The 1,242-nt window shown below is 52.3% G+C and carries 1 protein-coding gene; it reads right to left on the bottom strand.

Annotation, left to right across the window (positions count from 1 at the left end):
- Positions 1-20 precede the first annotated feature (20 nt).
- A complete protein-coding gene (locus tag ML541_RS18810; RefSeq protein ID WP_243375604.1) occupies positions 21-1,139 on the bottom strand; it encodes an IS4 family transposase in 1,119 nt (372 codons plus the stop codon).
- Positions 1,140-1,242 lie beyond the last annotated feature (103 nt).

The following is a 1,242-nucleotide window of genomic DNA, read 5'->3' as shown; positions in this document are numbered from 1 at the left end:
TCACTGCTGTCCCATAGTTTCTAAAGCAACACCAGTTGCGGCGAAGCCTCTATTTTCGGGGGGTTGAATAGGCTTTCGAGGTCGCGTCGCTCGAACAAATTCAGCTGTAATAACCGTAAGATCTGCTGCATCGATGCTCCGATCTTTGACAGTAACGCCAGGTACGCCAGCACCAGGTAGACACACAGGGCAACCCAGATCTGCGTCAGTGCTGCGTTCTCCGAGGTGCCGAGGAAGGTCTTGATCTTCAGGTTCTGCTTGATCCACTTGAAGAACAGCTCGATCTTCCACCGCTCCTTGTAAAGATCGGCCACGGTTGCCGCTGGCAGATGATGAGCATTGGTAACGAAGCGGTATTCGTTGCCGTCGTCGGCGATGAACTGGACGAGCCGAAGCTTGTCTTTCATCCCTTTAAGCCTGATCTCCTGGTCGAGAACAACGCCTTTTGCTTTCCGGCCAGGCCGCTTCCTGAAGTATTCCACCAGGGCATTGTCCTTGAGCCGGGTGACGAAGAAGATGCCATTGGTGGTCAGTTCCTGCCACCATTCATAGTCGGTGAAGCCCTTGTCGAAGACGGCAAGGGAACCTTTGGGCAGTTGCAGCATTCTCGCCCATGACATCTCATGCTTTTTGCCTTCGGTCACATCGATGAACTCGGGCAAGTAGCCGTCGGCATCCAGACCGACATGCAGCTTGATTGCGCCTTTCTTCTGCCGGTAAGTGGCCCAGGGAAAGGCTGTCAGACAGAGATTGATGATGCTTGCATCGAGCAAATAGACTTTCTCATCGATCTTGAAGCGGTGCTTCGGGGCCACGACCTGGCAGCGCTGCAGCATCTTGTAAAAGAGCTCTTTGTACAACTCATGCGGCTGTTCGTCGTTCACCCTGGCGAGCGTGGAGCGGGAAACCTTCTTCATCCCCAGGTGGTACAGTTTGTGTCCTTGGGCCTTGAGGTTCTCCACCACATCCCGCAGGCTTTTGCGGCCTGAAAGCTGGCAGACCAGCATGGCCATGAACTGCGACCAGCGATTGAACGACCGAAATTTGTGCCCGACATGATGTTTGCGGGCGAGGGATTCAAATTCATGTCTCTTGAAAAAACAGACAACTTGATTCAGTACTGTGTTACAATGGGCCACGGCTCGGATCTCCTTGTTAATATTGTTGTTTTGGCGAACTCAATATATCACAAGTAGCTCTCCGAGCCTTTCTTTATTGAATCAAATTATGGGACAGCAGTGA

Source organism: Geotalea sp. SG265, assembly GCF_022808985.1.
GTDB lineage: Bacteria > Desulfobacterota > Desulfuromonadia > Geobacterales > Geobacteraceae > Geotalea.
Note: the sequence above shows the minus strand (reverse complement) of the source record. Positions and strands in the feature narration are given on the sequence as shown.